Here is a 507-nt window from a genome sequence, read left to right on the forward strand (position 1 = left end):
GGCTTGTACATAGTCATGCACTTTAATGCTGGCAGTCTCTGGCGTATTAAGGGCACCAATACGTACGACAAAGGGATCTGCGTCCTGTTCACGCAATGTCACTACATCAAACAAAATGATAGACTTGCCGTTAAATATCGTTTCTTGTTTGCCAAGCACTTGACCTTGACACCAAGCCTCATCCTCTTGCCCCAAAGTATCCCCAAACAAATAAGCACACATGTGACCTAAGTTGATTTCGACCGGCGCCATTTGTTCTTTGGTTTCAGGTTTCCATTCACTGATTTGCTCTTGCAGATCATCTGGAATCTTTCCGTCATTAGCCGCGACGATATCATTAAACGCACGATGATAGCGGATAGACTCTTGGTCTTCTACCATGATGACTTCGTTTTGCTCACTGAGCTTGATCTCGTGCGCCCATGCGCTAAAGTTAACGAAATAAGACGTATCGCGCTGATACAAATGACGATTGGTCGTATAGAGCTGATCAAAAGCATAAATAAT

1 pseudogene is annotated in these 507 nt (G+C 44.0%); it reads right to left on the reverse strand.

Annotated features, from left to right (window positions below):
- Positions 1-507 (reverse strand): annotated as a pseudogene (locus ACS8FC_RS21170) (hypothetical protein); the annotation flags it as partial.

Source organism: Psychrobacter sp. 1Y4 (genome assembly GCF_051847555.1).